Origin of the sequence: Chimaeribacter californicus, assembly GCF_002858675.1 — a bacterium.
Lineage (GTDB): Bacteria > Pseudomonadota > Gammaproteobacteria > Enterobacterales > Enterobacteriaceae > Chimaeribacter > Chimaeribacter californicus.
Map to the genome: position 1 here is coordinate 1 of NZ_PJZF01000116.1, position 371 is coordinate 371.

Here is a 371-nt window from a genome sequence, read left to right on the forward strand (position 1 = left end):
GCCGGCAATCCTCACGCGTCATGAAATCCGCCAGTTGCACAATCCCCTCCCCCTGTAACGCCAGGTGGCGCAGGGTTTCGCCGCTGGAGGCGGAGAGCGCGGGGTCTATCACCAGCCGTGCGCCGTCAGCGGTGCGGACAGGCCACTGGTTCAGGGATTCCGGCTGGGTAAAACCGAGCAGGCTGTGATGCGCAAGGTCCTCTACCTGCGCCGGGGTGCCGTGGCGCACCAGATAACCGGGGCTGGCCAGCAAGCGCAGCCGGCTGCACCCCAGCAGCCGCGCATGGATGGTGGAATCACGCAGGGTGCCGATGCGGATCGCCACGTCGGTGCGCTTCTCCAGCAGGTCGATTATCAGGTTATCAGTGTTC

1 protein-coding gene is annotated in these 371 nt (G+C 65.5%); it reads right to left on the reverse strand.

From position 1 onward, the window contains the following. Positions 1-371, reverse strand: a 371-nt coding sequence (locus CYR55_RS23175; RefSeq protein WP_241522224.1) for a LysR substrate-binding domain-containing protein, incomplete at both ends; no start/stop codon positions are given.